At 71.4% G+C, this 23620-nt stretch carries 22 protein-coding genes; 9 read left to right on the top strand and 13 right to left on the bottom strand.

Annotation, left to right across the window (positions count from 1 at the left end):
• Positions 1-39 precede the first annotated feature (39 nt).
• A complete protein-coding gene (locus ACIA03_RS06180) occupies positions 40-1218 on the top strand; it encodes an Ig-like domain-containing protein (RefSeq protein ID WP_396980310.1) in 1179 nt (392 codons plus the stop codon).
• Here the strand turns inward: ACIA03_RS06180 and ACIA03_RS06185 are convergent.
• Together ACIA03_RS06185 and ptsP are read right to left on the bottom strand one after the other, a co-directional pair.
• The gene (locus tag ACIA03_RS06185) at positions 1215-1649 is read right to left on the bottom strand and encodes an SRPBCC family protein (protein WP_396980312.1); all 435 of its coding nucleotides are present in this window, start codon (positions 1647-1649) and stop codon (positions 1215-1217) included. The two genes, ACIA03_RS06180 and ACIA03_RS06185, sit on opposite strands and share 4 nt — an antisense overlap.
• A 14-nt stretch (positions 1650-1663) precedes the next feature.
• Positions 1664-3340, bottom strand: coding sequence for a phosphoenolpyruvate--protein phosphotransferase (ptsP, locus tag ACIA03_RS06190; RefSeq protein WP_396980314.1), 1677 nt, complete (start codon positions 3338-3340; stop codon positions 1664-1666).
• A 121-nt stretch (positions 3341-3461) separates the two neighbouring features.
• On the opposite strand from ptsP, the gene ACIA03_RS06195 reads away from it, so the two are divergent.
• The 5 genes from ACIA03_RS06195 to ACIA03_RS06215 all read left to right on the top strand — a co-directional run bounded on the left by ACIA03_RS06195 (position 3462) and on the right by ACIA03_RS06215 (position 8280).
• A complete protein-coding gene (locus tag ACIA03_RS06195; protein ID WP_396980316.1) occupies positions 3462-4229 on the top strand; it encodes a DeoR/GlpR family DNA-binding transcription regulator in 768 nt (255 codons plus the stop codon).
• The gene (locus ACIA03_RS06200) at positions 4226-5185 is read left to right on the top strand and encodes a 1-phosphofructokinase family hexose kinase (RefSeq protein ID WP_396980318.1); all 960 of its coding nucleotides are present in this window, start codon (positions 4226-4228) and stop codon (positions 5183-5185) included. Before ACIA03_RS06195 ends, ACIA03_RS06200 begins: the two co-directional genes overlap by 4 nt.
• Positions 5182-7239, top strand: a complete 2058-nt coding sequence (locus tag ACIA03_RS06205; RefSeq protein ID WP_396981772.1) for a fructose-specific PTS transporter subunit EIIC — start codon at positions 5182-5184, stop codon at positions 7237-7239. Before ACIA03_RS06200 ends, ACIA03_RS06205 begins: the two co-directional genes overlap by 4 nt.
• A gap of 30 nt (positions 7240-7269) precedes the next feature.
• Positions 7270-7527 (top strand): HPr family phosphocarrier protein, encoded by a 258-nt coding sequence (locus tag ACIA03_RS06210; protein WP_045551770.1) that lies wholly within the window; start codon positions 7270-7272, stop codon positions 7525-7527.
• A 144-nt stretch (positions 7528-7671) separates the two neighbouring features.
• Positions 7672-8280 (top strand): DUF5134 domain-containing protein, encoded by a 609-nt coding sequence (locus tag ACIA03_RS06215; protein WP_396980320.1) that lies wholly within the window; start codon positions 7672-7674, stop codon positions 8278-8280.
• A gap of 10 nt (positions 8281-8290) precedes the next feature.
• Here ACIA03_RS06215 and ACIA03_RS06220 read toward each other — a convergent pair whose 3' ends face one another.
• From ACIA03_RS06220 to ACIA03_RS06245, 6 genes are all read right to left on the bottom strand, one after another.
• Positions 8291-9568: a pyridoxal-phosphate dependent enzyme gene (locus ACIA03_RS06220; protein ID WP_396980322.1), complete on the bottom strand. Its 1278-nt coding sequence runs from the start codon at positions 9566-9568 to the stop codon at positions 8291-8293.
• 2 nt (positions 9569-9570) lie between these two features.
• A complete protein-coding gene (locus ACIA03_RS06225; RefSeq protein ID WP_396980324.1) occupies positions 9571-10947 on the bottom strand; it encodes an alanine racemase in 1377 nt (458 codons plus the stop codon).
• Positions 10944-12158: a copper chaperone gene (locus tag ACIA03_RS06230; RefSeq protein WP_396980326.1), complete on the bottom strand. Its 1215-nt coding sequence runs from the start codon at positions 12156-12158 to the stop codon at positions 10944-10946. The genes ACIA03_RS06225 and ACIA03_RS06230 overlap by 4 nt, the downstream gene beginning before the upstream one ends.
• Positions 12159-12161: 3 nt before the next feature.
• The gene (locus tag ACIA03_RS06235; RefSeq protein ID WP_396980328.1) at positions 12162-13340 is read right to left on the bottom strand and encodes an aminotransferase class V-fold PLP-dependent enzyme; all 1179 of its coding nucleotides are present in this window, start codon (positions 13338-13340) and stop codon (positions 12162-12164) included.
• Between the two features lie 18 nt (positions 13341-13358).
• Complete coding sequence (locus tag ACIA03_RS06240) at positions 13359-13583, bottom strand: heavy-metal-associated domain-containing protein (protein ID WP_396980330.1); 225 nt, start codon at positions 13581-13583, stop codon at positions 13359-13361.
• A 94-nt stretch (positions 13584-13677) separates the two neighbouring features.
• Positions 13678-14769, bottom strand: a complete 1092-nt coding sequence (locus ACIA03_RS06245; RefSeq protein ID WP_396980332.1) for a threonine aldolase family protein — start codon at positions 14767-14769, stop codon at positions 13678-13680.
• Between the two features lie 150 nt (positions 14770-14919).
• Between ACIA03_RS06245 and ACIA03_RS06250 the strand changes: the two genes are divergently transcribed.
• Together ACIA03_RS06250 and ACIA03_RS06255 are read left to right on the top strand one after the other, a co-directional pair.
• Positions 14920-16020 (top strand): flavin-containing monooxygenase, encoded by a 1101-nt coding sequence (locus ACIA03_RS06250; protein WP_396980334.1) that lies wholly within the window; start codon positions 14920-14922, stop codon positions 16018-16020.
• A 32-nt stretch (positions 16021-16052) separates the two neighbouring features.
• On the top strand, positions 16053-17675 hold the full coding sequence (locus ACIA03_RS06255; RefSeq protein ID WP_396980336.1) for a LuxR C-terminal-related transcriptional regulator: 1623 nt from the start codon (positions 16053-16055) through the stop codon (positions 17673-17675).
• 36 nt (positions 17676-17711) lie between these two features.
• Here the strand turns inward: ACIA03_RS06255 and ACIA03_RS06260 are convergent, their stop codons facing one another.
• Both ACIA03_RS06260 and ACIA03_RS06265 read right to left on the bottom strand, forming a co-directional pair.
• A complete protein-coding gene (locus tag ACIA03_RS06260; RefSeq protein WP_396980338.1) occupies positions 17712-18707 on the bottom strand; it encodes a DUF5937 family protein in 996 nt (331 codons plus the stop codon).
• Entirely contained in the window at positions 18707-19231 is a 525-nt protein-coding gene (locus ACIA03_RS06265; RefSeq protein ID WP_396980340.1) for a hypothetical protein, read from the bottom strand. The genes ACIA03_RS06260 and ACIA03_RS06265 overlap by 1 nt, the downstream gene beginning before the upstream one ends.
• Before the next feature lie 188 nt (positions 19232-19419).
• Here ACIA03_RS06265 and ACIA03_RS06270 point away from each other — a divergent pair, with 188 nt between their 5' ends.
• A complete protein-coding gene (locus ACIA03_RS06270; protein ID WP_396980342.1) occupies positions 19420-19818 on the top strand; it encodes a bile acid:sodium symporter family protein in 399 nt (132 codons plus the stop codon).
• A gap of 173 nt (positions 19819-19991) precedes the next feature.
• Here ACIA03_RS06270 and ACIA03_RS06275 read toward each other — a convergent pair whose 3' ends face one another.
• From ACIA03_RS06275 to ACIA03_RS06285, 3 genes are read right to left on the bottom strand one after another with little or no spacing between them, the layout of a single operon-like run.
• Positions 19992-20765 carry an alpha/beta fold hydrolase gene (locus ACIA03_RS06275; RefSeq protein ID WP_396980344.1) on the bottom strand — a complete coding sequence of 258 codons (774 nt, stop codon included), beginning with the start codon at positions 20763-20765 and terminating at the stop codon, positions 19992-19994.
• Positions 20762-21709 (bottom strand): dihydrodipicolinate synthase family protein, encoded by a 948-nt coding sequence (locus ACIA03_RS06280; RefSeq protein WP_396980346.1) that lies wholly within the window; start codon positions 21707-21709, stop codon positions 20762-20764. The genes ACIA03_RS06275 and ACIA03_RS06280 overlap by 4 nt, the downstream gene beginning before the upstream one ends.
• A complete protein-coding gene (locus tag ACIA03_RS06285) occupies positions 21706-23616 on the bottom strand; it encodes an NAD(P)-binding domain-containing protein (protein ID WP_396980348.1) in 1911 nt (636 codons plus the stop codon). The genes ACIA03_RS06280 and ACIA03_RS06285 overlap by 4 nt, the downstream gene beginning before the upstream one ends.
• Positions 23617-23620 lie beyond the last annotated feature (4 nt).

Consider the following 23620-nt stretch of genomic DNA (forward strand, 5'->3'; position numbering starts at 1 on the left):
CGCCGAGAATTCGGTTGCCGCCTACCCCATAGTTATCCCATGCGGGTTCGTCCTTTTACTCTCGTGGTGGCCTCGGTGGCCTTGATCGTGCTCTCCGGCTGTGCCGAGGTCCCGGAGTCTCCGGAATCGGCCGCGAAGGGAGAGTCGGCGAGTGCATCGCCGTCCGCCAAGCCCCTCGCCGCTGAGATCATTCCCGCCGACGGCGCCACGGACGTCCCCGTCGACAAGCAGGTCACCGTGACCGCGACCTCGGGTGAGTTCACGAGCGTGAAGGTCGCCAAGCCCGACGGACGCACCGTGCCCGGCTCGCTCTCGGCGGACAAGAAGAGGTGGACCGCCAACCACCTGCTCGACCCGGCGCTGCGCTACACGGTCACCGCCACCGGCGAGACCGGCACCGTGAAGAGCAGCTTCACCACCCGCACGCTCTCGCTGGCGCAGCAGACCTTCGCCACCATCGTCCCCGTCGACAAGTCCGAGGTCGGCGTCGGAATGCCGGTCGCGGTCTACTTCGACGTCCCGGTCAAGGACCACGCCTCGTTCGAGAAGCGAATGCACGTCACCGCCACCCCGGCTCAGACCGGGTCCTGGTACTGGGTCTCCGACACCGAGGCCCGCTACCGCCCGCAGCGCTACTGGAAGCCCGGCACCACCATCAAGGTCGACCTCGACCTCAACGGCGCCTCCGCCGGCGCGGGCGTCTACGGCCAGCACAGCCGCACCGCCACCTACAAGGTCGGTGACGCGCACGTCATCAAGGTCAACGCCCGCACCCATCAGATGAAGGTCTTCAGCAACGGCAAGCTGCTGCGTACGATCCCGGCGACCACCGGCAAGCCCGGCTTCACCACCCGTTCGGGGATCAAGGTCATCTCCGAGAAGCACCGGGTCAAGGAGATGCGCTCGGAGACGATCGGCATCTCAGACCAGGGCTCGAGCGACTACTACTCCCTCGACGACGTCCAGTACGCCATGCGCCTGACCAACTCCGGCGAGTTCATCCACGCCGCGCCGTGGTCGACCGGCTCCCAGGGCTACGCCAACGTCTCCCACGGCTGCACCGGCATCTCCACCGACAACGCCGCCTGGCTCTACGGCCTGGCCCGCATCGGCGACGTCGTCGAGACCACCGGCACCGACCGGAAGATGGAGTGGGACAACGGCTTCGGCGACTGGAACCTCTCCTGGGCCGAATACCAGAAGGGCTCGGCCCTCTAGGCCGCACCGACAGCAGCCACCAGCCCCTGACGGCAGCCGAGCATCATCTGCCGGTGGTTCCAGGCGAGCACCGGCCGCAGCGCGAGCGAGGCGAGGCCGAGCAGGCCGTCTACGACGACCTCCTGCTCGAACACCATCCGGCTCCCGCCCGGCGCCCGCGTCAGGGTCCACCGGGCGAAGCCGTCCAGGTCGCCGCCGATGCCCACCTCGAGCGTCGGCAGGTCGCGGCTGACCGCGTGCAGCACGATCTCCAGGTCGTAGGGAAGCGCCGAGCGGCACACCAGCAGCGCATCGTCCTCGCCGAGCTTCGCCACCGCCCGCACCTGCGGCCACCACTGCGGGTAGCGCTCGAGATCGACGAGTACGTCGCGCGCGTCCTCGGGCGACAACGGTAGCTCCCAGGTCTCGGCGAACTCGTAGTGCGCGGCCATGGGCCCAGTGTGCATCACCCCAGGAGAGTCGCGACCGCCTCGCGGCCCTGGGCGGGGGACAGCGCACCGAGCGCGGCCTCGGCCGCGTCGTCGCACAGCCCGGCGGTCACCGAGCCGAGCCGGGCACCGACGGCCGCGACTGCCGCGGGAGCCATCGACAGCGACGTGATCCCCAGCCCCACGAGCACCGGCGCCAGCAGCGGGTCGGCCGCCGCCTCGCCGCAGATCCCGACGGGCTTGCCGGCCGTACGCCCCGCCTCGGCGGTGATCGCGACGAGCTGCAGCACCGCGGACTGCCAGGGATCGGTCAGGTGGGCCAGGTCGGTGGCCAGCCGGTCGGCGGCCATGGCGTACTGGGTCAGGTCATTGGTGCCGATGGAGAGGAAGTCGACCACCTCCAGCATCCGGTGTGCCATCAAGGCCGCGGCCGGCACCTCCACCATGACGCCGGGCTTGAGCCCGCGGGCGCGGACGAGCGCGGCGAAGTCGGCGGCCTCCTGGACGGTGGCGACCATCGGCGCCATCACCCAGGTGTCGGCACCGCTGCGCTCGGCGGCGATCGCGATGGCGTCGAGCTGACGCTCCAGCAGACCGGGGTTGTCCGCGGCGAGCCGCAGGCCACGTACGCCGAGGGCCGGGTTCTCCTCGCCCTCATGGGTCGCGAAGGCGATCGGCTTGTCGGAGCCCGCGTCCAGGGTGCGTACGACGACATGGCCGCGGCCGGCGAAGGGCGCGAGCACCTCGGCGTAGACGTCGGCCTGCTCGGCCACGGTGGGCTCCTCGCGCCGGTCGAGGAAGCAGAGCTCGGTGCGGAAGAGACCGACACCCTCGACCTGGCCGGCGGCAGCGTCGCGCGCCGAGGAGCCGTCGGCGACGTTGGCGAGGAGCGCCACGGGATGGCCGTCGGCCGTGCGACCCGGCCCGGTCCAGGCGGCCACCGCCTGGCGCCGGGCCAGGTCGGCCTCGGCACGGGCAGCGGCGTCCGGGCCCGGGTCCAGGTCGACGAGGCCGGCCTGGCCGTCGACGAGCACCAGGGTCCCCTCCGCGACTGCGGTCGCGGAGGCCACGCCGACCAGACATGGGATGCCGAGCTGGCGGGCGATGATCGCGGTGTGGCTGGTCGGGCCGCCCCGCTCGGTGACCAGAGCGACCACACGGGCGGGGTCGAGGGCGGCGGTGTCGGAGGGTGCCAGGTCGGCGGCGACCAGCACGCACGAACCCTCGGGCACGTCGACACCGGGCTCGGGCTCACCGGCGAGGTGGGCCAGGACCCGGCGCTCGATGTCGCGCAGGTCGGTGACCCGCTCGGCCATCAGGCCGCCCATCCCGCTGAACAGCGTGGCGAACTGCTCCACCGCCGCGCCGACGGCGGCGACCAGGTCCGCCCCGGAGCGCAGGTGCTTCTCCACGGCGACCCGCAAGCCCTTGTCCCGGGCCAGGCCGGCGCTCGCGCTCAGCACAGAGGCGGCCGCTCCCGAGGCGGTTGCGGCGCGGCGGGCGTAGCCGTCGGCGACGGCGGTGGCGGCTGCCGCGTAGGCCGCGAGGGCGTCCTCGGGCTGGTCGAAGCCGCGTCGCGCCAAGGCCTCGAGCGCGGCGGGATCGACCTCGGTGCGCACCACGTGGACGGGCGCCAGCACGATCCCGGGAACCACCGGAGTGCCGGAGAGGACAGATGAGTGAGACGTGACCATGACCACAAATATCTGCCCTAACCCCTTGACGAGTCAACACATTCGGGCATAAAACAACACATGTGGGCATTCACAGGTCCGAAACCCACTCGAAACCACACCGATCCTGAAGGAGGCCGCGATGTACGCCGAAGAGCGGCAGATCGCGACGGCCCGTCTCGTCGCCGAGCGCGGGCGGATATCCGTGGCCGACATCGCCGAGCGGTTCGAGGTCACCACCGAGACGGTGCGCCGTGACCTGTCCACGTTGGAACGACGCGGCCTCGTCCGCCGCGTGCACGGCGGCGCGGTGCCGGCGGAGACCATGGCCGTGCTCGAGTCCGCGCTCGGCGAGCGGGAGCAGACCTTCACCGCCCAGAAGGACCGGATCGCCCAGGCCGCGCTCGACCTCCTCCCCACCGCCGGTGGCACCATCGCCATCGACGCCGGGACGACCACCAGCCGGTTCGCCCACGCCCTCCCCCGCGACCACCAGCTCACGGTGGTGACCCATGCCGTCCCCGTCGCGGCGATGCTGGCCGGCAGCCCCCAGATCGAGCTCCACCTGCTGCCCGGTCGCGTCCGTCCGGCCACCCAGGCCGCGGTCGGCGCCGAGACCGTGGACGCGCTGAGCCGCCTGCGGGTCGACGTCAGCTTCGTGGCGACCAACGGGCTGACCCTGGCCCACGGCCTCTCCACCCCCGACCACGAGGAGGCCGCGACCAAACGCGCTCTGGTCAACGCCGCCCGCCGGGTCGTGTGCCTGACCGACTCCAGCAAGATCGGCGTCGAGACCACGCTGCGCTTCGCCGCGCTGGGCAACGTCGACGTGCTCGTCACCGACAGCGACATCGACGACGACGTCGCCGACGAGCTCCGCGAGAGCGGCCTGGAGGTGCGGATCGCATGATCCTCACCCTGACCGCCAACCCGAGCATCGACCACACGGTGATGCTCACCAGCCCGCTGCGTCGCGGCGAGGTGCTGCGCGCCGCGACGACCAGCTCCCAGCCCGGCGGCAAGGGCGTGAACATCTCCGGGGCCGCGTACGCCGCCGGGGTGCCGACGCGCGCCGTGCTGCCCTGCCCGGACCTCGACCCGATGGTCACCGAGCTGCGGGCCTCCGGCCTCGACGTGGTCACCGTCGGACCGGCGGGCCGGCCGCGTATCAACACCACCGTCACCGAGCCCGACGGCACGACGACCAAGCTCAACGGACCGGGCACCACCGCGACCCCTGCGCTGCTCGACGCCCTGGCAGCCCGCCTCGTCCAGGAGGCCGAGCGGGCCACCTGGGTCGTCCTGGCCGGCTCCCTGCCGCCCGAGGCCCCGGCCGGCTGGTACGCCGAGGTCGTGACGGCGCTCCGCGCCACCGGCACCCGCATCGCCGTCGACACCAGCGAGGCGCCCCTGCAGGCGCTCGCCGCCGGGCTCCCGGGCAGTGCGCCCGACCTGCTCAAGCCCAACGCCGAGGAGCTGGCCTCCATCACCGGCTCCGAGCCGGCCGCCCTCGAGGACCCGGCCGCCGCCGCGGCGGCGGCCCGGACCCTGGTCGACCGCGGCGTCGCCGCCGTGCTCGCGACCCTCGGCGGACACGGCGCCGTCCTCGTCTCCGCGGAAGGTACGTGGCACGCCACCCCGCCGCCCACCGCCGTCGTCAGCACGGTCGGTGCCGGCGACAGCTCGCTGTTCGGCTATCTCCTCGCCGACCTGCGCGGACTCTCCGCGCCTGAACGTCTCGGGCTCGCCGTCGCGTACGGCAGTGCAGCCGCCGGCCTCCCCGGCACCACCCTCCCCACCCCACCCCAGGTTCGCGCCGACCTCGTGAAGGTACGCGACCTCGACCCCATCACCGGAGGACTCTGATGTCCGCACTCATCGCCCCCGAGCTCGTCGCCCTCGACGCCGACCTCGGACCTGACAAGCACGATGTCATCCGTGCGCTGGCCCAGCGGGTGACCGACGCCGGGCGCGCCACCGACCTCGACGCGCTCGTCGCCGACGCGTTCGCCCGCGAGGAGGTCTCGGCCACCGGCCTGCCCGGCGGCCTGGCGATCCCGCACTGCCGTACGTCCGGGGTCGACGAGCCGGTCGTAGCCTTCGCCCGGCTCTCGCCGCCGGTCGACTTCGGCGCCAAGGACGGCCCGGCCGACCTCGCCTTCCTCATCGGTGCACCGGCGGGCGGCGACGCCACCCACCTGACCATCCTGACCAAGCTGGCCCGCGCTCTGGCCCGACCCGAGTTCGGCGCGAAGCTGCGCGAGACCGAGTCGGCCGAGGAGGCTGCCCGGACCATCCTCGACGCGGTCAGCGACGCGCCGGCAGCACAGAGCCAGACGCCGGCGCCTGCCCCCGAGTCCGCTCCCGCGCAGAAGCGCTCGCTCGTCGCCGTGACCGCCTGCCCGACCGGCATCGCCCACACCTACATGGCCGCCGAGGCCCTCCAGGCCGCGGCCGCGCGGGCCGGGGTGGAGATCGCGGTCGAGACCCAGGGCTCGGCCGGCGCGACCCCACTGCCTGCAGAGACGATCGCAAAGGCCGACGCGGCCATCTTCGCCGTCGACGTCGGCGTCCGTGACCGGAGCCGCTTCGCCGGCAAGCCGCTGATCTCCTCCAGCGTCAAGCGTCCGATCGACGACGCCGACGCGATGATCGCCGAGGCGCTGGCCGCGGCCGAGAACCCGAACGCGGCGCGCGTCGAGTCCGGCAGGAGCGACTCCTCCGAGTCCTCCTCGACCGCCTCGGAGAGCTGGGGCGGCCGGACCCGCCGGATCCTGATGACCGGGGTCTCCTACATGATCCCGTTCGTCGCCGCCGGCGGCCTGCTGATCGCGCTGAGCTTCCTGCTCGGCGGCTATGACATCACCAACGTCTACGGCGCGGTGATGGTCGACAACACGATCACCAACCTGCCCGACGCACAGGCTCTCGGTCTCGAGCACGCGCTCTTCGACAGCGGCCTCGCCGTCTACCTCGGCGCGCTGTTCTTCGTCATCGGCAAGACCGCGTTCATGCTGTTCATCCCCGCGCTGGCCGGCTACATCGCGTACGCCATCGCCGACCGCCCCGGCATCGCCCCCGGCTTCATCATGGGTGCGCTGGCCGCCAACCTGTTCGGCGTCGCCAACGCCGACGGCGTCTCGGCGCCGGCGACCGGGTTCCTCGGCGCGATCGCGGGCGGTGTGCTCGCCGGCGTGATCGCCCACTGGGTCAGCGGCTGGCGGGTGCCGAGCTGGGCCCGTGGCCTGATGCCGGTGCTGGTGATCCCGCTGGTGACCTCGATCCTGGCCGGCCTGGTGATGATCGTGGTGCTCGGCAAGCCGATCAACTGGCTGATGGAGCGGCTCACCGACGGCCTGGGCGCCCTCGACGGCAGCAGTGCCGTCGTCCTCGGCGCCGTGCTCGGCCTGATGATGGCCTTCGACATGGGCGGCCCGCTCAACAAGGTCGCCTACAGCTTCGCCGCCACCGGCGTCGGCGCCGCCTCGCTCGCCGCGAACGCGCCCGAGCTGCGGATCATGGCCGCGGTCATGCTCAGCGGCATGGTCCCGCCGATCGCGCTCGCACTGGCCACCGTCGTACGTCCTCAGCTGTTCACCACCGCCGAGCACGAGAACGGCAAGGCCGGCTGGCTGCTCGGCGCCTCGTTCATCACCGAGGGCGCCATCCCGTTCGCCGCCGCCGACCCGATGCGCGTGATCCCGGCCATCATGGTCGGCAGCGCGGTCACCGGTGGCCTCTCCGAGCTCTTCGAGGTCGGCGTCCGCGCACCGCACGGCGGCATCTTCGTCCTCTTCGCCGTCACCAACGTGCTCGGCTACTTGATCGCCCTCGCCGCCGGCGTGGTCGTCGGTGCCGCGACCGTGATCGCCCTCAAGTCCGTCGGTCGCGCCCCGGTCTCGGCCGCCGCCACCAGCTGACCCACAGATCCCATCAACCGAAGGAGCATCATGCCCACCCAGACCGTGACCGTCGGCTCCGCCGTCGGCCTGCACGCCCGGCCCGCCGCGATCATCTCCGAGAAGGTCGAGGAGCTCGGCGCCGAGATCACCCTCGCCGTCCCCGGCGGCGAGCCCGTCGACGCCGGCTCGTCCCTGCTGATCATGACCCTGGGCGCCGGCAACGGGGACAAGGTCGAGGTCACCGGGCCCGACCAGGCCGCGGTCGACACGATCGCCGCGCTCGTCGCCCAGGATCTCGACGCCTGAGCGAGGCGTCACCCCGGTCGGTCGAGTGGGCACATACACGCCCACTCGGCCGACCTGTCTGACGCCTCGGCCTGGTTTGCCGGTCTGCGGCACTGATCACGGCAACCGCCACCACACAACAGGGGGTGACGGTACGTTGGTCGGGTGGTCGATCCGCCTTGGGACCTACTGCTGACCGTGGCCTTCGTGCTCACCGGCACCTCGGGAATCTGGACCCTCGTGGTCTGTCCCGGGTCCGGTGGGCAGACGGTCCTGCACGTCAACCACACCGTGATGAGCGCCACGATGATCCTGATGATCTGGGTGATCCTCCGAGACGTCGCCGTATGGGCTCAGGTCGCCGTGTTCGTGATCCTGACCCTGGCACTGCTGCCCGCCCTGCGCCGCACGAGCAGCCGGGCGCGGCGTGCCGACGTCGTCGGACATCTCGCGCTCAACGCGGCGATGATCTGGATGCTCGCCGCGATGCCGTTGCTCATGACGAACGCCCATGCGGACGGGCCCCACACCGCAGGCATCGCGGGGCATGCCGGCCACAGCGGTTCCGTAGCAGCCCTCCCGCCGACCGCGGCCGCTGCGGCCGCGCCGGGCTGGGCGATCCTGGTCAACTCGCTCTTCGTCGCCGCGTGCGCGGCCGGCTTGATCTGGTGGCTGCTGCGCGCGGCAGCGGTACGCGAGCACCGGCTGCCCGCTCTCGGTCATGGGCTCATGGCCACCGGGATGGGCACGATGCTCCTCCTCATGCCCGCGTGAGGCCGGAACCTCACACGCCGGACAGCGGCCGTCCGCTGTCGCGCCAGCCGAGCACGCCGCCCTCGAGGTTGTAGGCCCGCCGCCCGGCGGCAGCGGCACGGGCGGCGAACCGTGCCGACCGGTCCCCCGTCGGGCAGGTGAACACCACCCGGGACGCCTCGGAGAACGGCATCCCGGCCTCCATGACCTGCTCGAGCAGGTCGTCGCGGAGGTTGATCGCGCCCGGGATGTGGCCGGCCTGGAACGCCAGCGCCGTGCGTACGTCCACGACGACGACGTGCTCGCCCGCGGCGGTCCACGCCTCCATCTCCTCAGGGGCGACCGCCGGCGCGGCCTCGGCGAAGGCGGGTCGGGTCGCCCCGAACAGGTCGGGACGGCGGTGGCGGTAGTAGGAGAGGTACGGCTCCATCCGGTCGCACGCGATGACGACCGCCGTGACCGGTCCCCCGGGCCCGGACAGGAGCCGTTCCCGTGCCGCCGCGTAGGCCGCTCCCGTCGTCGGCCCGGCGAGCACCCCGTGTCGCCGCGCGAGCTCGAGGCTCGCGGTGATGGCGTCGGCCGAGTCGACGGCGGCGATGGCGTCGTAGAAGCCGGGGTCGAAGAGCCCCACCTCCCACATCTCCGCCGCCGAGCGGATGCCGGGGATGAAGTCACCTTCGGCGGCGACGACGCCGACCACGGCCGTGGCCGGGTTGCGTTCGCGCAGGTACGTCGCGGCCCCTCGGGTCGACCCGGTGGTCCCGAGCCCGCCGACGAGCAGGTCGACCTCGCCCACGTCGCGGTGGATCTCGCGGCCGGTCTGCTCGTAGTGGGCTCGCAGGTTGTCCTCGTTGGTGTATTGCGAGGTGTGGTGATAGCGGCCGGGCTCGCGCTCCATGAGGTCGCCGATCACCCCGAACACGTCGTTGGGCGCGGTCGGGTCCGGGCACTCAGAGAGGCCGGGCATCTCGGTCACGTCGGCGCCCAGCAGCGACAGCATCTCGCGGACCTCGCGCACCCGGACCCGGTTGGTGAAGGCACGGAACCCGACCCCGTGCATCGAGGCGATGATCTGGAGCGCCTTCGCGGTGTTGCCGCTCGAGGCCTCCAGGACGACCTGCTCGTCCTCGACGATCTCGCCGATGTGGTCGCGCAGCAGCGCCCAGGCGACCCGGTCCTTGACGGAGCCGAACGGGTTGGCCGACTCCAGCTTCAGGAAGATCTCGGCCTCGGGGACGCCGTGCGCGGCCGGGTCGAGCCGCAGCAGCGGGGTGTCGCCGATCATGTCGAGCACGCTGTCGTAACGCATGGTCAGCTCCCCTGATGGTCGTCGGGCACGTCGGCGCTGAAGGTGAATCGGTCGCCGTTCAGGACCGCCGCGACCTTGGGCGGCGGCGGATGCCCGCCGGCGGACGACGCCGACAGGTCCATCTGATAGGCGGCGGTGTTCGCGAACGCGAGTACGTCGCCGCTGGCCGGCTCGGCGTCGAGGAACACCTTCCGGCGGCTGACCAGGTCGGACTCCAGGCAGAGCCGCCCGGCCAGGAACACCCCTTCGTCCGGCGGGTCGCCGCGGCCGTCGACGAGAACAGGGTCGAGCAGGACCTCCTGGTCGGCCGGGGTGATCTGGTTGCGGGACAGGTCGAGCACCACCAGCTCCCGTCCGGCCGCCCGCTTGCGGTAGAGCACCTCGGCCAGGGTGAGGCCGGCATGGTCGACCAGGGCCTTGCCCGGCTCGATCCACAGCGTGAGCATGCACTCGCGCAGGACCTCGGCGACCGGTCGCCGCTCGATCTCGGCGGTCAGGAACCGCTCGAGCACCTCGGTGGCCGGGCGGTGGTTGGCGTACTTGTGCGCGGCCGCCCCGGAATGACGGAGTCCGAGCTCGTGCCCCGGCCACGCCAGCTCGCCCGGATCCGCGGCGGCGAGCGCCCGCGCATACCGCTGGAACGGCTCGGGGTCCTCGACGAAGCGCTGCCGGAACCCGCCGCCGATGTCGACCACCGACGGCCGCAGACCCTTCCGGTGCGCGGCGGCCACGACCGCCATCGACTCGGTCAGCGCGTCCACCCGGGCGGCGGGGTCGGCGGTGTCGAGGTGGAAAGCCACGCCGCGCAGGTCGAGGCCGGGGGCGCGGCGTACGGTCTCGAGAGCGGCGTCGGCGTCGGCGAGGTCGATGCCGAACCGGGACGGCGGCACCGCCGGCGAGGCGAAGCCGGAGAGTCGGAGCAGGACCGGGACCCTGGTGCCGGTCGGCGCCGCGGCGGCCAGCCGGTCGAGCTCCCAGAGATCGTCGGCGTTCGCGGTGACCCCGAGCGCGGCGATCCGCTCGATGAAGGCCGGCGACTTCGGCCCGGTGGCCTCGATCCGGTCCGGCCCGAAGCCCGCGGCCAGAGCCCGGTCGAGCTCGGCCGCGGAGGTCACGTCCACCCCGAGCCCCGCGCCACATGCCTGGTCGAGGAGCGCGGCCGAGGCGTTCACCTTGTGCGCGTAGAAGATGTCGTACGGCACCCCGTGGCGCTGCAGCACGGCCGCGAGCGCAGCCGTGTTCTCAGCCATGACCTGGGGAAAGACCAGATGGAGCGGGCACCCGAACCGCTCGATCGCCTCGCGTATCGCCTGACCGTCGGCGAGGAAGCGGTCGGCGATCGGGTGCCGTGCCGCCGGGAGCGGATAGCGAGGACTCACCCCTCGGCCACCGTGTAGCCGCAGTCGCGCAGGTCGGCGAAGACCCGGTCGCGCTGGTCGGCGTCGGTGAAGTTCGCCCGCACGCGCTTCCCGACGAGGTCCACGTCGATCAGCTCGGCGGCCTGGGCGTCGAAGACGGCGGTGATCGTCACCCGGCAGTGCCGGCAGGTCATGTCCGGGACCCCGAACTCCTGCTCCCCTGCGGCGAACCGGGCATCCGTTGAGGATGCGGGAGACTCCGCGATCCGCACCGACCCGACCGCGGACCGGAACGCGCCCGTCAGCGCCTCCGCGACAGCGGCGAGCGGCTGGACCCGTGCGCCGTCGACCTGATGGGCGCGCTGCCCGAGACAGACCGGGCGCTCCCCGACCGGCAGCAGGGCGTACTGTCGCGAGATCTGGTCGAGCTCGACGTGGTAGCGCTGGATGGCGGCCCGCACGCCCAGGCCCTCCGCGCGCGCCCGGTCCATGACCTCGTGGGCGTCGGCGATGGTGCGGCGCTTCATCTCGGCGAGCAGCGCGACGGTGTCGGCGGTGTAGCGCAGCCGGCCGCCCGATTCTTCGAGGCTCGCGGGGATCATGCCTCGCCGGTAGCTGGACGCCTGCAGCTCCCAGAACCAGGTCGAGGCCACCGTGCCGTACAGCCCGGAGGAGTGCATCGCCTCGGCGAACTCGACCGGGTCGCCGATGCCGACCTGTCCGGCGAGCATGCCGTGCTGGACGAGCGCGCGGCCCGCGGCCTCGGCGCCGACGCGGAAGATCTCGGCGGGCTCCTGGTCGGTGGTGGTGTCGGCGAGCGTGTCGAGGTCGTCGTCGCCGAGTGCGTCCGAGCGGGCGGTGACCGGCTCCGCGGCCGCGATCGCGTCGCCGACCGCGATCACGGCCTCCCGGGCGGCGATCGGCAGGATAGGTCCGAGCGGTCCGGGCCCGATGTGGCCGCTGTTCGCGATCCCGCGGGAGTCGCGCCAGGTGACGCGGTGCGTGGCGGTGACGACCTGGTCGGGCCGGCAGGGCCGCATGTAGGCCTCGAGGTAGCGGCGCTGACCGGTCGTGAGCACGCCCCCGGGTTCGGGCCGGAGCTCCTCGAGGCGGTACTCCATCGAGACCGCACCGACGGCCGGGGCCGGCCCGGCCAGGAAGTCGGCGCCGGCGACCTCGGCCAGGATGCGGGCGGCGGCGGCACGGTCGTACCGGATGCCTTCGTTCTCCACGTGTCAGTTCCTTTCGGCAGCGGCGGCGAGCCCCTGCAGGAGTCGGTCGACGTCGTCCTCGTCGTTGTAGAGGTGGAAGCTCACCCGGACTGCGTCCTCCCGCGGGCCGTCGAGACAGTGGTCACCCGCGCGTACGTAGACACGGCGGCGTTCGAGGGCGAAGGCCACGTCGGCGCCGGCCTGGCCGTCGACGGCGAACGCGGAGATGCCGCTGTGCGGGCCGCCCGCCTCCACCGGCGGCCCGAGGAGCGTGACCCCGCCGATCCGGGAGGCGCCGTCCGCGAACCGGGAGGCGAGGGCGGCCAGGTGGCCTCCGACGCGGTCGATCCCGATGCCGTCGAGGAACGCCGTGGCGCCCGCGAGCGCCACCGCACCCGCGCCGTCGAGACTGCCCTCCTCGGCGGCGTCGGTGAGGGGCGAGACGTGGCGCGCCGGACCGCTCCGTGCGGCGGCCCGGTCGACCGCGATCCGATGATGCTGACCACGACGTACGTAGACGGTGCCCGTGCCAGGAGGCCCGAACATCTTGTGGCCGGAGACGACAGCGAGCTCTGCTCGCGACTCGGCCAGCCGCAGGGGCAGCCGTCCTGTGCTCTGGGAGCAGTCGAGGCAGACCGTGGCGGCCGGCGGGATCGTCAGCGCGTCGAGGTCGGTTCGGGTGCCGTGGAGGTTGTGGACGTCGGTGGCGACGACGACCGCGGTGCGGGTGCTCGCCGCTCGCGCGAAGTCGTCGGGATCGATACGTCCCAGGCGGTCCCGCCGGTAAGGCACCGCCCGCACCCCCTGCTGCCTCATCCGTTCGGCGAGCCGGAGCCAGGGCCGCACCGTCGAGAGGTGGTCGCCGGGGCAGTAGAGGATGTCGCCGCCGTCCGCGAGCGCGGCGGGTCCCCACCGGTCGGCGAGGAACGCCATCGCGCCGGTGGCGCCACGGGTGAAGGCAACCTCGTCGGGGAAGGATGCGCCGAGGAACGCGGCAACCGCGGCCCGGGCCTCCTCGACACGGCGCAGCGCGTCGCGGGCCCACGGGTGTCCGCCCCGGCCGGGGTTGGCGGCGGGGCCACGCAGCTCGGCGGTGAGCTGGGCGATGACCGGTTCCGGACACGGGGTGCCGGAGGCGGCGTCGAGGTAGACGAGATCAGGTTCGGCGGTGAGGGCCGGGAAGTGCCGACGAGAGCCGAGCACGGACGACTCCGCCGCCGGTCAGGGTTCGCGCGCGATCGAGAAGCCGGCCTTGGCGAGGGTTGATCTGAGGACCCTCGGCTCGAGCGGTTGGTCTGCGGTGACGCGGGCGCTCGAGACCGCTCCCGGGTTCAGATCGACCTCGACGCCGTGGACACCGTCCAGGTCACCGAGAGCGCTCGTCACCGTCTCGACACAGCGGTTGCAGGTCATTCCATCGATGCGCACTTCGAACTGAACCGACACGGGACTGCCCTTCAGTAGGACTTCGCTGGTTGTTCGAAAATATCACCGGCCGCATGCTCGCGTGCCCGCTTTGGGCTCGTCTCCTGCCTCCGTCTCACACCACGAGAGCGGCGACGTGGCCGGCGACGGTGTCGGGGTCCAGATCGAGCGCGCCCTGCCCGACCGTCACCTCGGTCACCACCCGGCCCGGCTCGTCGCTCGCCGTCCAGGGTCTGCTGAACGCGAGCGAGTGCTCCTCCAGCGCGGAGAGGAGACGGGTGTTGATCTCGTCCGGGTCGCCCGCGGCGTACAGCAGGAAGGTGTTGGTGTGCGGCACCGGCGGCTGGACGGTGATCTCCGCAGGGAGTGCGGCCGCCAGGGTCCTCCCCCACGCCACGCACTCGCCGATGTGCGGGAGCCGGTCGCGGAGGCCGACCAGCGCGGCGACCGCCTCGGCGGTGGAACGGTAGAGCGTGCCGCCCATCCGGTGCCGCCACAGCCGCGCCTGCGCGACGAAGTCGTCATCGCCCAGCAGCGCCGCGCCGGCGAGACCGCCGAGGCCCTTGTAGAAGCTGGTGTAGACGGTGTCCGCCAGACCCGCGATCTCGGCGAGGGGCTTCCCGAACCACTGCTGCGACTCCCAGATCCGGGCGCCGTCGATGTGGAACGCGATCCCACGCTCATGGCAACCCTCGGCCAGCTCTGCGAGCTCGTCGAAGGTCGGCAGCAGGCAGCCGGCGTCGCGCAGCGGAAGCTCGACCAGGCACGCCGCCAGCGGCCCCGGGATCGCGTCCAGGTGCGCCTTCGTCGCGGTCTCGCGCCCGGTGGTGAGGTGCTCGATCCGCAGGTCCTGGAGGATCCTCGGCCCGTCGTCCTCGTGGACGAGCAGGTGCGAGAGGTCGGGCATCGCAACCCGCCGGTTGCCGGCCGTATCGGCGTGGATCCGCAGCGCGACCTGCTGCGCCATCACTCCCGAGGGGAAGTACGCCGCCGGCTTCCCGAGCAGCTCGCCGACCTCCGCCTCCAGGCGCGCGACCGGCCCGCGCTCGGCGTAGAAGTCCCACTCCTCGATCCCCAGCTCCCGGCACGCCTGGGCGAGCCCGTCGAAGACCTCCGCCGGGCTCCGGTAGACCGCGAAGATGGTGTCACGGCAGGCGATCGTCGCCTCCAGGAGACGCTGGTCCAACGACTTCTCAGGCTCGTCCACGCGGCTCACCCTAGGGGTCGCTCGCCATCGCCGTCGCGTGGGTTTTCGGCGGAGTGCCCCACACGTGGGTAGATCGACCCACTGAGCTCTCCGGCCGAATGCGCCGTACGACCGACGCGGCCAGGTGACGTGCGGACCTAGCGTCGCAGCATGGACACCACACACATCGAGACGATCATCATCGGCGCCGGCCAAGCAGGTCTGGCGACCGGTTACCACCTACGACGCCGGGGACGCCCGTTCGTGATCCTCGACGCCAACGCGCGGGTCGGGGACAACTGGCGGCGCCAGTGGGACTCGCTCCGGCTCTACTCGCCGGCCAAGTACGACGGCCTCCCCGGGATGGCGTTCCCGGCGAAGAGATGGGCGTTCCCCGGGAAGGACGACGTCGGCGACTACCTCGAGACGTACGCCCGCACCTTCGAGCTCCCGGTGCAGCTCGAGACCCGGATCACCGGGCTCGAGCCCGACGGCGACGGGTTCCGGGTGACGACCGACCGCGGCGTCTGGACCTGCGACAACGTCGTGGTCGCGACCGGCAGCTTCGGGCGTACGCCGAACGTGCCGGCCATCTCGGCGGAGCTCGACCCGTCGATCCTGCAGCTCCACTCCAGCGAGTACCGCCGTCCCGGACAGCTGCGCGACGGCCCCGTGCTGGTCGTCGGCGCCAGCCACTCCGGCTGCGACATCGCCTTCGAGGTCGCCGAGTCCCGGCCGACGATCCTGGCCGGGCGCGACTGCGGCGAGATCCCGCCGCGCCTGGACTCGCCGGTCATGCACGTGATCTTCCCGGTCCTGCTCTTCGCGTGGCGGCACGTCATCACCCGGCGTACGCCGATCGGTCGCAAGGAGATGCCCGAGATCCGGCACCACGGCGGGCCGATGCTGCGGGTGAAGCGCTCGGACCTCGCCGGCCGGGGCGTCGAGCGGGTCACCTCGCGGATCGAGGAGGTCCGCGACGGGTTGCCCGTGGTCGACGGCACCCCGCGCGAGGTCGCCAACGTCGTGTGGGCCACCGGCTTCAAGCAGGCCTTCGACTGGATCCACCTCCCGGTGCTCGACGAGGACGGCTGGCCGCGGGAGATGCGCGGTGTGGTGGCGGAGGCAGACGGGCTGTTCTTCTGCGGCCTGAGCTTCCAGTACGCCTTCAGCTCGATGCTGCTCGCGGGTGCCGGACGCGACGCGGCACTGGTCGCCGACAGGATCGCCTCCCGGATGCGGCAGGCCGCACGGGTCTCCGTGACCGCCTGATCCGAGTACGCTCTCCGGTGGAGGTGCCTGCCATGGCCGACATCCAGCCGGAGAGCGCTCGGTCCGCCCACGCGCGCGGTGACTGGGGCGCTGCGTACGCCGCCTGGTCGGTCGCCGACCCCGACACGCTCTCGGCCGAGGAGCTCGAGGACTTCGCCGTCACGGCCGAGCTGACCGGACACCACGACGAGACCATCTCTGCCCTGAACCGGGCCTTCCACCGGAGCCAGGAGGTCTCCGACCTCACCCGCTCGGTCCGTTGCGCCTTCCGGATCACGATGACCTCCTACGTCCACGGGGAGAGCGCCCTCGCTCGTGGCTGGACCTCGCGGGCGGAGAGCTTGGTCGCCGACCTCGACGACGGCGTCGAGCTCGGCTGGGTGGCTTTCCTGCGGATGTTCCGCGCGCTGGACGCCGGTGACTTCGCCACGGCGGGCAGCTGCGCCGACGAGGTGGCCGAGCGCGGCCGGCGCTTCGCAGAACCCGACCTCACTGCCCTGGGACTCTGCTCGCAGGGCCGGATGGCGATCTACTCCGGGCGGGTCCTCGAGGGCCTGGCCCGGCTCGACGAGGCGATGGTCCGGGTGCTCGCGGGCGAGGCCTCCCCCGTCGTGGCCGGGCATGTCTACTGCACCGCGATCGAGGGCTGCCAGGAGATCAGCGACTTCGGCCGGGTCGCGGAGTGGACGGCCGCCCTCGAACGCTGGTGCGCCGCCCAGCCCGGCCTGTTGACGTTCACCGGCCAGTGCGCCGTCCACCGCGGCCAGCTGCTGCGGCTGCACGGCGAGTGGCAGCAGGCCTTGGAGGAGTTCGAGCGCGCCACCCGCCGCTACCAGGAGGTGAACGCGCCCGACGCGGTCGGGCTGGCGGCGTACGAGGCCGGTGAGGTGCTCCGCCTGCGCGGTGAGCTCGCCGAGGCGGATGCCGCCTACGAGCGCTCCGCCGACCGGGGCTTCGACCCACAGCCCGGACTCGCGCTGCTGTGGCTGTCCCGCGGGCAGAGCGCGGCGGCGCTGGCCGCGGTCGACCGGTTGCTGGCGGAGACGGACGGTCCCGTGCAGCGGTGCCGGCTCCTGCCTGCCGCCGTCGAGGTGCTGCTCGACGCCGGCGAGATCGACCGCGCCCGCGACGTCGCCGCCGAGCTCGACGGACTGGCCGGGCACTTCGGCTGCGTTGGCCTCGAGGCCGCCGCCGCGCACGCCCACGGCGCGGTCGAGCTGGCCGCGGGCGACGCCGCCGGCGCCCTCCCCTACCTGCGCAAGGCTCAGCAGCTGTGGGCGCGGGCCGAGGCGACCTACGAGCGGAGCCAGGCGCGGTTGCTGACCGGTCGCGCGCTGGCAGAGGTCGGCGACACCGAGTCCTCGCGTCGCGAGCTCGAGGCGGCGCGTACGGTGTTCCGCCAGATCGGCGCCCGCCCCGCCGCAGATTCGGCCGACAGCCTCCTCGCCCCGGCGTCGTTGCCCGCCGGCCTCACCGCCCGGGAGGCCGAGGTGCTCCGCCTGGTCGCCTCCGGGCGCAGCAACGCCCAGATCGCCGCCGACCTGGTCCTCAGCGAGAAGACCGTCGCCCGTCATCTCTCCAACATCTTCACCAAGCTCGACGTCCGCTCCCGCACCGCCGCCACGGCCTTCGCGTTCGAGCACGGCGTGGTCTGACATCTGGCGTCGACGATCTTCCCCAGCGGGCGGCGCTCAGCCCTGTGCCTCGTCCCAGTCTTCGGCCTGGCCGGCGGTGACCATCACGGAAGCGAGCGCGGTGCGCTGGTAGAGCACTCGACGGCCGCTCCGCCAGCAGGTGACCAAGCCGGTACGCCGGAGCACGGACAGATGGGAGCTCACGGTGGCGGCTGCGAGTCCGATCTCCCGGGCCAGATCGGTCGTCGAGCGCGGGACCTGCAGGCTCATCAAGATCTCGCTCCGGCTCCGGCCCAGCAGCTCGCCGAGCGCGTCTTCCCGGTCCACCGGCATGGGCCGCTCCGCCCACAAGGTGCCGATGCCCCGCGCGCCGTACGTCAGGCTCGGCTCACCGAGGAGACCGAGCTCGACCCACATCCGCGGCCAAACGAAGACGCTCGGGACCAGGGTGAGGCTTCCGCCGTCGACGTCGCTGTCGGTGGCGCTGTTGATGCGGATCGCCTGATCTGTGAACTGCAGCGAGGGGTGCAGGTCCGAGAGCAACGAGGCGATGCCACCGCGGGCCAGCCGGTCCAGGCGGTAGGCCACGTCGGCGTCGAGGACTCCTCGCAGTCTGGGCCAGTAGGGCTCGAGCACCTGGTGCCAGTAACGCTCGAGCTCCACGGCAACCCGTTGAGGAGCGTCAGGGTCCTCGAGGACCTGACGTACGGCCGGGGTGACACCGACCCCGCGCCAGGCCCGCTGCAGCTCCAGCAGGAGTTGCTCGTGCGGCCAGCCCGCCACCAGCTGGAGCTGCTCCTCGATGGTGGTCTCCGTGCTGGTGGCGCCGACGAAGAGGAACTCGGCGACGTGTCCCCCCGGCGGCACGATCCCCCGGAGCAGGTCGCTGTCGGCCCGCCGCAGGTCGCCGCGCACCCGGTCATACCAGCCGCGGTGCAGTGGATGGATGGCGCCGGAATGGACCACGTACAAGCTCTTCACGGCCTCGGCCAACGGCGAGAACGCGAAGCGTGTTCGGGCGAGCACGGCGGAGCTGAGCCGCAGCTGGATCATCAGTCGAGAGTCTGGCACACGTTCTCGAGGGTGCCGTCGACCTCCGCGAACTCTCGCTGCCCGTCAGCGTGCCGGAGATAGTCGACGTTCCCGGAGACGACGTAGACGCCCGGCGCGGTGAGCGCGTTCGGCACCCGGATCACCGCCAGCCCGTTGCCCTGGAATCGGAAGTCGATCCCGCCGTCCTCGCCGATCGTCGCGCGCAGCGTGCCGGAGGTGTCGCGACGGATCGACTCGCCGCTGTCGACGTTGGTGAAGCGGAACCCGAGCGAACCCTGGGTGTCGATCACCCGCGGTGAGCCGTCGGGGAACGTCTCCACCACCCGAGTGATCTCGTGGTCGTACAGAACGTCTGCCTGCAGCTCGAAGGCGCAGCTCTCCCCGGCCGCGAGGTGGAACGGTGGTGTGAAGGTCTGCTCCCACCCGGAGCTGCCTCCCTCATCCGCGAAGGCCGCCGGGACGATGGCGTTCACCGCCACCATCGCCGCGCCGATCGGTACAAGTCGTCGCAGGGTCTTACCCATGGTTGCTCCTGTGATGCTGAGGAAATCGGACACGCCCATCGTGGAGAGGAACCTCGATGACCGCGACGATTAGATCCAGACCGAACGGTCGCCTCCGCCCCCGTGCTCGTCCTCTTCCTGATCGGGGAGGACCTGCCCGTCTCTGCGAGCGAGCTGTTCGTCTCGATCGTGAAGATCGTGCTCGTCCGGTGCTGCTCGGCCTTGTCCTGCGGCTGCTGCTCCCCCGCCTCGTCGCGCCTATCGTCGACGTACTCCCCCTGCTCTCGGTCGGCCTCCTGGTCGTGCTCGCCGTGGTGCCGCACAACGTCGCCGGCCTGGCACTGGGATACACGGTCGGCCGACTCTGCGGCATGCCGATCTCGAGCCGGCGCGCCATCAGCATCGAGGTGGGGATGCAGAACTCCGGCCTCGCTGCCGCACTCGCCACCGTCCACTTCTCGCCGGCCGCCGCCGCACTGCCTGCCGCGATCTTCTCGGTGTGGCACAACGTGTCCGGATCCACCCTGGCGAGCTACTGGTCGCGACGGCCCATCGCGGGCGAGGACGCCTCGCGTGACAGCGACCGGGGTGCGGCAGTCAGCTCCTGATCCCTCGCACACCTCAACGGACACGCTTCGGGCGGTCCCGACGCGAGGTCATCGGCGCCGAGTCCGGCGACGGTCGTCGAGACCTCCGGGACGTCTGCCGAGGACCCGCGGCGCCAGCTCGACGTGCCGCTCGTCCAGGCGAGCAGGTGAGCTGGCAGCCCGTCACGTTGCTCCTAGCAGTGCGCCTCGACGTGCTCGCGCACGAGCTCGGTGAAAGCCTGCGGCTGCTCGACGTTGCAGAGGTGGGCGCTGTCGGGCAGCGTACGCAGCTTGGCCTGAGGGATCGCGTCCGCGAGCTCGACGCTGCCGACCACAGGCGTGGCGAGGTCCTGGTCACCGGCCACCACAAGGGTCGGCGCGACGATCTTCGACGCTATCGAGCGACCGTCGAACTCAGATAGGGCCAAGCAGGCGTCGGAGTACGCACGCGCCGGCATGTTGCGCAGGTGCTGCATCTTCGTCCTGACGACCTCGGGATGATCGGCCCGGAAGCGATCGCTGAACCACCGTGTCGCCGAAACGTCGGCGACCCAGGCGGTGCCCTCGTCGAGCACCCGGGCAGATCGGTCGAGCAGTCCCTGCCGGCTCAGGATCGTCAAGCCGGTCGAGGCCAGGACCAACGAGCTGATCCGGTCGGGGTGCCGCGCCGCGAGGCTCTGGCCGATCGCTCCACCGATCGACAGACCGCAGAACGCGAAGCGGTCGACGCCCATCTCATCGGCTACACCGACCACATCGTCGGCGAAGTCGTCGATCGTCGGTGTCTGCGGGCTCAGCGGGGAGAGGCCGTGGCCCCGCAGGTCGAACGCAACGACGTTCCACTCCTGCGGCAACAGCTCGAGCTGCTCGCTCCACATGGCACGGTCCGTGCCAAGCGAGGAGCCCAGGATCACCGTGACCGACCCCTGCGGGTTGGTCGACTCATACCGGACGTGCAATGTGGTCATGACAGGTACCTCTTCACGATGGTCTCGAGACGAGCCATGGCCGGCTCATCGTCACGGATCGACGCCGTGGGAAAGCGCGGGTAGCCGGCGTCAACCCCAGCAGCGACCATCAGCGCCTTGCTCTGGGCATGCCACGGCTGCCGGGGGCCGAGCACCTCGACGACCGCGGTCTTGAACGCCGTCAGGTCGTCGACGACGACGCGTGCCCGCTCGACGTCGCCCGCCCACACCAGCTCGAAGGCGTCGGCCAGCCGGCGCCCCAACGGCATGCCGCTGCCGATCTGCCCCCGACCGCGATGTTCCTCGGCGAAGACCGAGAACGACGATGGCTCCAGGACGTCGGAGAAGACGGCGTGATCCTCGCCCAGCTGCCGCAGCGTGGCGACCCGCCGGTCGACGGACGGGGTGTTGTCCTTCACACCGACGATGCCGTCGATCGTGAGCAGTCGGGCCAGCAGCGCGGTCGGGATGTCGTAGCCGGTCACGACCGGCACGTTGTAGACGACGAGTGGCAGGGGGATCCGCAGGGCCATCTCGGCGTAGAAGGCGAAAATCTCGTCATCTCGCAGCCATCGCGACGGCGGGATGGTCAGCAGTGCGCCGTCGACGCCGGCCGACGCGGCGTGCTGACCCAGCGCGACGCTCTCTTCGGGACGGATGCTTCCGATCCCCACCAGCAACGGCGTTTCGGGGGCAACGGCGTCACGGGCGACCTCGAGCACCGTCTGCCGCTCCTCGACCGTCTGCGCCACCCACTCGCCGGTCGTTCCGTTGACCACGACACCGTGAGCCCCCTGGTCCTGGAACCAGGCCAGGACCGCTCGCAGGCGTGCCGTGTCCACGCCGCCGTCGCGGTCGAACGGCGTGGGCGCGGCGGCGATATACCCCTTCCACGGGACGTCCGCGCCGCCCCTCGCCCGATCCTGCACGACCTGCTCGATCATGCCGTCACCTCGCAACCAGCACGGCTTCGCACGACCATGTCGGCCAGGTCTACCGATCGGGTGATCTCGTAGTAGGTGAGCAGCGGATAGGGCCAGACCACGGTATTGGTGCCGCTGGCGTTGCGGTACCAGCTCCTCTCGGCCACCGCCGCCCATGCCATGCCACGGTTTCCCTCATCGACCCACTCGACGTAGCGGTTGTAAGCGGCCTCGGTCGGCTCGATCGAGGCGGCACTCGTCTCCAGTAGGTGCCGGAGGCACGCACCGACGTAGTGGATCGCACTCTCGGCCATGAACGTCTGACTGCCGATGGCCACCAGGCCGGTGTTGGGACCGCCGAGGCAGAACAGGTTCGGGAAGAACGGCACTCCCACGCCGAGGTACGCCCGTGACTCCTCGCCCCAGAACTCCCTCAGGCTGATGCCGTCCCGACCACGCACGTCGATCGTGCCGAGGTAGTTGGTGGCGTGGAAACCGGTGGCGAAGATCGTCAGGTCGGCAGGATGGTGCTGACCGTCGACCGTCGTGATGCCGTCGGCGTCGAAGTGATCGATCGCGGTCGTCGCCAGCGTCGTGTGAGGCTGCTGCAGGGTCCGGGCCCACGCTCCGTTGTCGCGCAGCATACGTTTGACGCCAACGGGGTATCGCGGAATCACCGACTCGAGGAGTTCCTCGTGACCGACGTACTGTGCGCGAGCATTGGCCACCAGGGCGTCACGGAAGCGCTGGTTGGGCTCGGACACCGACTCGGTGGACGACCACTCGGGGTCGGCCCGGGTCAGGGCGTACTTGCCGATCGTCGAGTGCCAGAACTCCCACAGCCGCAGCCACCGGTGGTAGCCGGGGATGTTCTCCATGAGCCACTGGCGCTCGGCACCCACCTCGGCCTGGTAGAGAGGTGCCGGCAGCATCCACGGGGCGCTGCGCTGGAAGATCGTGAGTGACTCGACCTCGTCGACGATGGCCGGAGCGATCTGGTAGGCGCTGGCGCCCGTGCCGATGATGTTCACTCGCTTGCCACGGTGGTCGACCTCGGGAGTCCACTCGGCCGAGTGCACCGTCTCGCCGCTGTAGGCGTCGAGGCCCGCGAACTGTGGGACGTTGGGCTGGTTGAGGAAGCCTACGGCGCTGATGAGCGCGTCGACCCGCTCCGTCGACTCAGCGCCCGTTCGGCCGTCTTTGACCAAGAGCTCCCATCGCGAGCCGTTCTCGTCCCACGTCGCGCGCACGACGTCGGAGCAGAACCGGATCGTCCGCAACAGGTCCTCCTGCTCGGCGAACTCCCGGAAGTAGTCCTCCAGTGACTCCCGCACCGCGAAGTGGTGCCGCCACGTCTCCTTCTGGAAGAACGAGTAGCTGTAGGCCAGCGTGCTGGTGTCGAGCCGACAGCCGGGATAGGCGTTCCATCGCCAGGTGCCGCCGACCTTGTCGGCCTTCTCGAACATGACGAAGTCGATGCCGTGTCGCCGTAGTTCCCGGGCCATAGCCAGACCGGCCTGTCCGGCGCCGATGATGCCGACGACGAAGCCACGACGATCGTCGATGTTCTGCTTGGTCCAACCGACCGGTTCAGTCAGGCCGAGCTCGTGCCGCATCAGGTCGGCGTAGCCGCTGTCGCCGTTTGTCATGAAGTCGATGATCTCGGCGGGCGCTACCGCTCCACTCGACGACGACCCGTGAGACAAGTAGTGCGCCAAGGCTCGAGCAGAGCGCTGGACGGCTCGTTCAGCCGCCTCGTCCGAGAGCCCGCCGGCCGCGGGGATCGCGATCATCTCCGCATCGAGGCTGGGCCGCAGGTCGTCGGAGATCAGGGACCGGTCTCCAGTCAGCTCTGCGACGGCGCACAGCAGAGGAATCAGTTCTGCCGCTCTCACGAACCGTTCGATGTCGTGTTCGTTGGTCCTCATACCG

The sequence above is a fragment of the Nocardioides sp. NPDC051685 genome (assembly GCF_044453405.1).
GTDB lineage: Bacteria > Actinomycetota > Actinomycetes > Propionibacteriales > Nocardioidaceae > Nocardioides.